Raw genomic sequence first — 7,819 nt, 5'->3', positions numbered from 1 at the left:
GTTCTGCCGGCGTTCCAGTATCACCATAAATTCTTCTTTGCTTATCGGCGTCATATATTGTTATGTTTGCCGGCAAAGATCAAAAATTATGATGAATACTAAAACGGGGAATTTATCGGGTGCTTACATTAAATAGTCATTTATCAAAAAAAAGCTGCTACAACCAAACAAGGCAGCTTTTTTCGTCCGAGTTTGCAACTATAAAAAGCGGTGTCAATCAAAATTAATTGAAAAGAGACTGTCAATGGAATCTGACAGTCTCTTTTCGATTTAAAATAGGTTTTTCAACAGGAACTATTGTACTATTGTAAGCTCTTGAACAATGTGAGGAGCATTCATCACCTTGTCGATAATAAAAAGTACGTAACGAATATCGACACTGATAGTACGTTGCATTTCGGGTTCGAAGAGAATGTCGCCACTCAGCGATTCCCAATTGCCATCAAAGGCAAGACCTATCAATTCGGCCTGACCGTTAAACACCGGGCTACCCGAGTTACCTCCGGTAATATCGTTATCGGATAGGAAGCATGTACGCATATTCCCATCCTTATCGGCGTATTGGCCAAAATCGCCTTTATTTAACGCCTCAATTACAAATGGTTTCAAATCAAATTCGGGATCGCCGGGCTTGTATTTTTCCATTACTCCTTTCGCAGTGCTGAAATAGTCGTACCAAACAGCATCGCGGGGTGCATAACCTTTGATAGAACCATAACTCAATCGTTGGGTGAAATTGGCATCGGGTGAAAAAGCCTTGTCTGGGTTCATTTCCATCAACGCGGCCATAAATTCACGCTCGCCACGAAGAATTTTTTCATAATCCGACATCATTCGCGAAGATAACTCATACCCCATATCTTTTACCGACAAGGCAAGCTGCATAGCCGGATCTTTTGTCAATCGCTTGGTGTCCGCCGATTTTAGCAGCGTGAGTAAATCATCCAAATTTGTAAATTTCGAATTTTTGAAAAGCCATTCGGCATATTTTTCATAATTTCCTTTAAACTTTTTGTTGATGGTCTCATATACATCGGGCTGATACTCTTTCGGAACTCGCTCGGCATACAGTTTCATAAGCGCGGGAAGCACCTTTTTATCGAGTTGAGGATCGTAATCTTTGTAGGCTCTAAGAATGCGATCGTTGATAAATTCCTGTTTTTCCTGCTCTGTTCCATTTGTATTGAACTGCAAAATGGTGTTGGAAAAACGAATAATTTCGATTCCGTTTTGGAAAGTTTCCAGAAAATAAGTAGTATATTTGGCTATTTCGTTGCTGTTGGTATAAGCTTCCTCAAGAGTGTTAAGCGTATTACCATACTTTTCTTTGCGGGCAGGATCAGATTCAATCCATGAAGCAAGACGATTTTCGAGTTCTTTTTTCTCGGCAATTACATTCAGATGATCAATGGCTTCGTTCATGCCTATAGCATTTTTCCAATAATTAGAACTTCCGTCATATTTCGAAGCATATTTGATGCGTGTTTCATCGCTTTTGGTCATGTCATTCCACCAGATTTCCTGTTTCACGCCACGAACTTCGATACGGGGTTTGTTTTCGGATTCTACCATTTGCTGTATTCCCCACGACGACATATAGCGCTGAGTTCGGCCGGGATAACCGATGGTCATCGAATAACTTCCTTTCTGATAACCATTGAGCGATACAGGAACAACATATCGAGGTTTGTAAGGGACATTGGCGGGATCAAATTCTGCCGGTTGATTATTTTGGTCTGCATAAACGCGGAAAACCGAAAAATCTCCCGTATGACGTGGCCACATCCAATTATCGGTTTCGCCACCAAATTTTCCTACAGATTCCGGCGGAGTTACCACCAAACGCACATCGCGAAAAACATCATAAACAACCATATAGTATTTGTTTCCCGAATAAAAAGGGACAATCCGTGCCGACTTGAACGGACTGTTTTCAAATTCTTGGGTAAGAGTTTCGGAAATGGAATCGATAGCAAGTTCACGCTGTATTTCGCTCAAAACGGAAGGAATCTTGGAGAGAATTTCGTCCGTCACATCACGCATTGAGCTCAAAAACGAAACAGTAAGACCATCGGCAGGCAATTCGTCCTGAAATCTGTCGGCTTTGAACCCATTTTTCAGATAATCGTGTTCTACCGAACTGAGTTTTTGAATAGCTCCGTATCCACAGTGATGATTGGTGAAAATCAGCCCCTGTTTCGAAACGGCTACCCCGGAGCAGCCACCACCAAAAATAACTACTGCATCTTTCAGCGAAGCATTGTTCTCATCATACAGCTTGTCTATTGGAAACGTGAATCCGAGCTCTTGCATTCGAGCAACGCTTTGTCGGTTCAATTCTTTAAGCAGCCACATTCCCTCGTCGGCTTTAACCACCAAAAACGAAAGAAACACCGTAAATAATAAACATAGTTTTTTCATTATCAATTATTTAAATATTAAAAAATTATTTTATCGACTTTCTAACGATAGAAATTCGTTTCAGAACATCCACCGGAAATCCTCTTTTCAATGCAATATAGGCATAAATAATCATAAGAAAAGTATTGATGGTCAAGCGCAGCCAAATTTGATCGATATAAACAAACTCCAACAAAATAACGGCCAACATCAATAGCGACATCGCAAAGAAAAAACCGGCAGACTTCAGATCATAATTAACCTTGAAAAATTTTTGACCCATGAAATACGAGATGAGCATCATTGCCATATTGGCAACAAACGAAGCCCATGCACAGGCCATGTATCCGTAAGTCGGGATAAACACTATATTTATTGCAAGCGTGATAACCAGTCCTATCAACGACATATAGGCCCCCCACTGTGTTTTGTCTGTGAGTTTGTACCATAACGAAAGGTTAAAATATATTCCGAAGAAAAGTTCACCGAGCATCACGATGGGAACTACAACCAATCCGGCATGATACGTTGATTTGATGAGATATTTCACAATATCCATATACCCCATCACCGCAATCACAACAAACAAACCAAAAATAATAAAATACTTCATCACCTCAGCATAGGCCTGTTTGTTATTGGCAGTATCCTTGCTCTTGGCGAAAATAAATGGTTCAAAAGCATATCGAAAAGCCTGAGTCATGACGATCAGAATGATTGCGATTTTCATTGATGCGCTGTATATTCCCAACTGTTTGTAAGCTTCTAGTTTATCGGGGCTCGGATCGGGATATATTTCGGGAAAAAGCATAATGGCAGCGTTCTGATTAAGAATACCCGCTACGCCTAAAATGAGTAATGGGAGCGAATAGTTGAGCATTCTTTTCAAAAGTTGCGAATCGGCGAACTGAAATTTTATTTTGACTTGAGCAAACACCAAAACAGTTTGAACAACAGAGGCAATCAAATTGGCAATCAGAATATATTCTACCCCACGCTCGATGCGAAACCACGAAAAAGCTTCGGGAAAACGCTTTGAAAGCAAAGGGCAAAGCAGAAAAAAGAATACATTCAGTAAAATGGTAATGACAATATTTAAAATCTTGATGAATGCAAAACGTATGGGTCGGTTTTTGTAACGAAGATAAGCAAAAGGAATCGCACTCATTACATCAAAAGCAAGGATGAAAATCATCATCGCAATGAAATGTGGTTTATCCGAAATATTTAAACCCTGCGAAATCGGTCGTATAAAAACGAACGAAAAAAGAATAAACAGCAATGTAGTAAAACCAAGACTCGAAACGGCTGTAGAGAAGACTTTGTCGGGATTTTCGTCTTGCTTGTTGGCAAAACGGAAAAAGCCTGTTTCCATTCCATAGGTAAGAATCACCAGAAACAATGCTATCCATGCATAGAAATTATTCACAATTCCCATGTCGGCCTGCGAGGGAAGATAGTACGTCCAAAAGAGAGCAAGGAACCAGCTTAGTGAACGCTGAATGATCGTAGTACCTCCGTAAATAACGGTTTCCTTAGCCAAAGTCTTCATTCCACCCGCCATAGTGCAGCATCTCGATTTTCTAAGAAGATTGAATTCGTTTTCACAAAAGTAGCATTTTTATCGTTTTAGCCGCCAAAATGATGGCAGTTTATTTATCTTTATGATTCGTACAAGCCAAAATCTCAAAAAAATCCGTTTACTTTGTAAATCGATTTAAAAAATAAAGAAAAAGCGCGACAAAACGTATTTTTTTCGCGCCGAAAACCGCAAAAAAATGGCACAGGAAGACGTTTTTAAGAAAATTGTATCGCATTGCAAAGAATACGGATTTGTATTTCCTTCGAGTGAAATCTACGATGGACTCGGAGCCGTTTACGACTATGGACAAATGGGCGTGGAGCTCAAAAACAACATAAAAAAATATTGGTGGCACAGCATGACCTTGCTTCACGAGAATGTGGTGGGAATAGATTCGGCCATATTCATGCACCCAACCATCTGGAAAGCATCGGGGCACGTGGATGCATTCAACGATCCACTGATCGACAACAAAGACAGCAAAAAGCGCTACCGCGCCGATGTACTTATCGAAGAACATTTAGCCAAACTCGACGAAAAAATCGAGAAAGAAGTGGAAAAAGCTGCGAAACGTTTCGGTAACTCGTTCGACGAAAAAATGTTTCGTGAAACAAATCCCCGCATACTCGAAATTACCCGCAACCGCGACGAAATTCATGCACGTTTCACAAAGGCTCTCAACGAAACCAATCTCGAAGAGCTTCGACAAATCATCATCGATGCCGAAATTGTTTGTCCAATCAGTGGTACGCGCAACTGGACCGAAGTTCGTCAGTTCAATTTGATGTTTTCCACCGAAATGGGATCTACTTCCGAAGGCTCGATGAAGGTATATCTTCGTCCGGAAACGGCTCAGGGAATTTTCGTAAATTTCCTGAATGTTCAGAAAACCGGCCGCATGAAAATTCCTTTCGGAATTGCACAAATCGGGAAAGCATTTCGTAACGAAATTGTTGCCCGCCAATTTATCTTCCGCATGCGCGAATTCGAGCAAATGGAAATGCAGTTTTTCATCACTCCGGGCGAAGAAATGAAATGGTTCAACTACTGGAAACAACTCCGCATGCAATGGCATCAGGCTTTGGGATTTGGAGCAGAAAAATACCGCTTCCACGATCACGAAAAATTGGCTCATTATGCCAATGCGGCTACCGATATCGAATTTGAAATGCCTTTCGGATTTAAGGAAGTAGAAGGAATTCACTCTCGAACGGATTTCGACTTGAGTCAACACGAAAAATATTCGGGTAAAAAGATGCAATATTTCGATCCTGAACTTAACAAATCTTATACACCCTATGTTATCGAAACTTCGATTGGCGTTGACAGAATGTTTCTTTCGGTAATTTCGGCAGCGTATTGCGAAGAACCCCTCGAAGATGGCGAAACACGCGTGGTGCTGAAGATACCGGCAGTGCTTGCTCCGGTGAAACTGGCAGTGCTTCCATTAGTGAAAAAAGATGGCTTGTCGGAAAAAGCGCGCGAAATTATGAATCAACTCAAATTCAGTTTCGCCTGTCAATACGACGAAAAAGACAGTATCGGCAGGCGCTATCGCCGCCAGGATGCCATCGGAACGCCATTTTGCGTTACAGTGGATCATCAAACGCTCGAAGATGGCACAGTTACCATTCGCGAACGCGATTCGATGCAGCAAAAACGTGTGCATATCGATGAGGTGGAAAACGAAATTTCTCAAAAAACCGACATGAAAACCTTGTTAAAACAATTGTCCCACTAAAAAATTATGAAATCGAAATTATTTCTATTGTTGTCCATTGTCGGCATTATCTTGCTGCCATCCTGCGAGGAAACCGTTACTTTTGACGATCTGCACAAAACCGAAAATGAAGCGGCTTTCGCGGCTATTGCCGGCAACAGTGAATATACAAAAATCGAATCACAATCGAAAGCCGGATTCATCATGTACAAGGAATTGGTGGACGGAGATGGAGCAAGACCGCTTTTCAGCGATCAGGTAAATGTGCAATATACCGGATGGTATAAAATCGACTGGACAAAAACGGATACCTATACCGATGAAGAAGGAAAATTGATCAAGAATAAAAAAATTTTCGACACAACTGCGACTGCCGACAATGTCAACATTACAAGAACGCTTAAGGTAGCCACAAGTATAAACCCTTACGACGGAGGTATCATCGACGGTTTTTCCACAGCGCTTCAGCACATGGAAGTTGGGGACAAATGGGAAGTATGGATTCCGTGGCAGCTTGGATACGGATCAAGCGCTTCAGGGACTATTCCTGCCTACACTACTCTCGTTTTTGAAATCGAGCTCGTTTCGATTGTTGAATAAAACGAAGTATTATAAACTCAAAAGAAATTTTTCGATGGCACTTCGAACTTCGCTTCGGGTGTCATTAAACTTATTAACCATCACCGCAAAAGCATATTTTTTGCGGCCGTCCATCAGATAACCTGCATAGCATTGCACACCTCCTATGCTGCCGCTTTTGGCTGCAATTTTCCCTTCAAGCTTGGTCCCTTTCAGAAACGACTTCAACGTGCCATCCAAACCCGCTTTGGGCAATGAATCGAAAAATGCCGATTTATTCTCGCTTTTGTTATTCATGTAGCGCAGCACCTCACACAAAAACTCGGGACTAACAGCATTTTGCGGTGCAAGTCCGGAGCCGTCTTTCATTATAAGCGATTGTGTATCTATACCCTTCTGCTTCCAAAATTTACCAATAGCATCAATTCCTTCCGTGAGCGGGTCACTATAAATATTCGGATTACTTTTTCTCCCGATTGCACGCAAAAGATGTTCGGCAAAATGATTGTTGCTGTTCTCATTGGTTTCGCGAATAATATCGCTCAACATTCGCGATTGACGCTGATCGAGTATCTCTCCAATACGATAAGGCATCGATTCTCTTGTACAGTATCGGGATATGTAATCGATTCTGGCAGTTTGTACCAAATCCACATGGATGCCTTGCCTGCGAAAACGATCGGCCAACTGTTCGCCCAGCAGCAGACCGGGATCGGGAATATCTCCCTTGATGCTGAAACTGCGTCTTCCTGCCGGAATATCGCCACGAAGTATTCGATCGTTCGAAAAAGGAATCCCATAAATATAGCCATTATCTCTTCCTGAAGTATTCGTTTTCAAGAAATTGGTAAAACGGATCGATTTCATTTCAGGGTCGGTTCGAATAATTTTCGGACAAGAATTAGGATCGGTAGTATCGAAAAAGATCTTATAAGAATTATCGAATATGCTGATTCCATAAGTCCCCGATGCATAATAGTTTCCCATATCAATCCACGTCCATTCGGGTGAAATCCCATCATACCCGAACAATTCGTCGGCAACATAAATTTGCCAAACTTTCTCTTTGTCATTCTTTTCGAGAATTTTTTTTGTCCAACCCGACAAAAGTTCATAGGGGTTTCCTCCGAAAACATCACTTCCGAGCGTTGGATCTCCCGACCCGATAACCAAAATTCGATTCGGATTGGTGGCATCGAGCGCCAAAAGTGTGGTATAACGATAGTCGGCACCAAATATTTCGAGGGCGGTAGCAGTGGTTACAAGTTTCATAACCGAAGCCGGCGTCAACGATTTGTCGCCGTTGTGTGAAACAATAACTCCTCCTGTCTCCAAATCTTTCACACAAACGCCCACACTCGCATGTTTAAGAGCCGGATGATCTATCAATTGGGAAATTGGTGTTTGTGAAAATGAAGAGATGACGACAAAAACAGATAATATTGCAAGCTGTATTCTTTTCATAAAGCATCTTTTTGAGATCGAAACAAAAGTAAGAAAAAAAGCGATATTTGCATACTATTTGAACATGGATGCAG

Annotated in this window: 5 protein-coding genes; 2 read left to right on the top strand and 3 right to left on the bottom strand. The window is 41.5% G+C overall.

Features of this window, described 5'->3' with window-relative positions; genetic code table 11:
• Positions 1 to 294 precede the first annotated feature (294 nt).
• Together EJN84_RS09300 and EJN84_RS09295 are read right to left on the bottom strand one after the other, a co-directional pair.
• A complete protein-coding gene (locus EJN84_RS09300; protein ID WP_129595165.1) occupies positions 295 to 2,421 on the bottom strand; it encodes a S46 family peptidase in 2,127 nt (708 codons plus the stop codon).
• Positions 2,422 to 2,446: 25 nt separating this feature from the next.
• Positions 2,447 to 3,964, bottom strand: a complete 1,518-nt coding sequence (locus EJN84_RS09295) for a lipopolysaccharide biosynthesis protein (protein WP_129595164.1) — start codon at positions 3,962 to 3,964, stop codon at positions 2,447 to 2,449.
• A 214-nt stretch (positions 3,965 to 4,178) separates the two neighbouring features.
• Between EJN84_RS09295 and EJN84_RS09290 the strand changes: the two genes are divergently transcribed.
• Complete coding sequence (locus EJN84_RS09290) at positions 4,179 to 5,723, top strand: glycine--tRNA ligase (protein WP_129595163.1); 1,545 nt, start codon at positions 4,179 to 4,181, stop codon at positions 5,721 to 5,723.
• Between the two features lie 6 nt (positions 5,724 to 5,729).
• Positions 5,730 to 6,302, top strand: coding sequence for an FKBP-type peptidyl-prolyl cis-trans isomerase (locus EJN84_RS09285; RefSeq protein ID WP_129595162.1), 573 nt, complete (start codon positions 5,730 to 5,732; stop codon positions 6,300 to 6,302).
• A 9-nt stretch (positions 6,303 to 6,311) separates the two neighbouring features.
• On the opposite strand, the gene dacB is transcribed toward EJN84_RS09285, so the two are convergent.
• Positions 6,312 to 7,745 (bottom strand): D-alanyl-D-alanine carboxypeptidase/D-alanyl-D-alanine endopeptidase, encoded by a 1,434-nt coding sequence (gene dacB / locus EJN84_RS09280; protein ID WP_129595161.1) that lies wholly within the window; start codon positions 7,743 to 7,745, stop codon positions 6,312 to 6,314.
• Positions 7,746 to 7,819: the final 74 nt, after the last annotated feature.

This window comes from Seramator thermalis, assembly GCF_004138125.1.
GTDB classification, from domain to species: Bacteria; Bacteroidota; Bacteroidia; order Bacteroidales; family Dysgonomonadaceae; genus Seramator; species Seramator thermalis.
This window is presented reverse-complemented; position numbering and strand designations above follow the sequence as displayed.

Bases quoted from the DNA above. Each gene is read 5' to 3' on its own strand.
- EJN84_RS09300 (WP_129595165.1), bottom strand. From the start codon at position 2,421: ATGAAAAAACTATGTTTATTATTTACGGTGTTTCTTTCGTTTTTGGTG.
- EJN84_RS09295 (WP_129595164.1), bottom strand. From the start codon at position 3,964: ATGGCGGGTGGAATGAAGACTTTGGCTAAGGAAACCGTTATTTACGGA.
- EJN84_RS09290 (WP_129595163.1), top strand. From the start codon at position 4,179: ATGGCACAGGAAGACGTTTTTAAGAAAATTGTATCGCATTGCAAAGAA.
- EJN84_RS09285 (WP_129595162.1), top strand. From the start codon at position 5,730: ATGAAATCGAAATTATTTCTATTGTTGTCCATTGTCGGCATTATCTTG.
- dacB (WP_129595161.1), bottom strand. From the start codon at position 7,745: ATGAAAAGAATACAGCTTGCAATATTATCTGTTTTTGTCGTCATCTCT.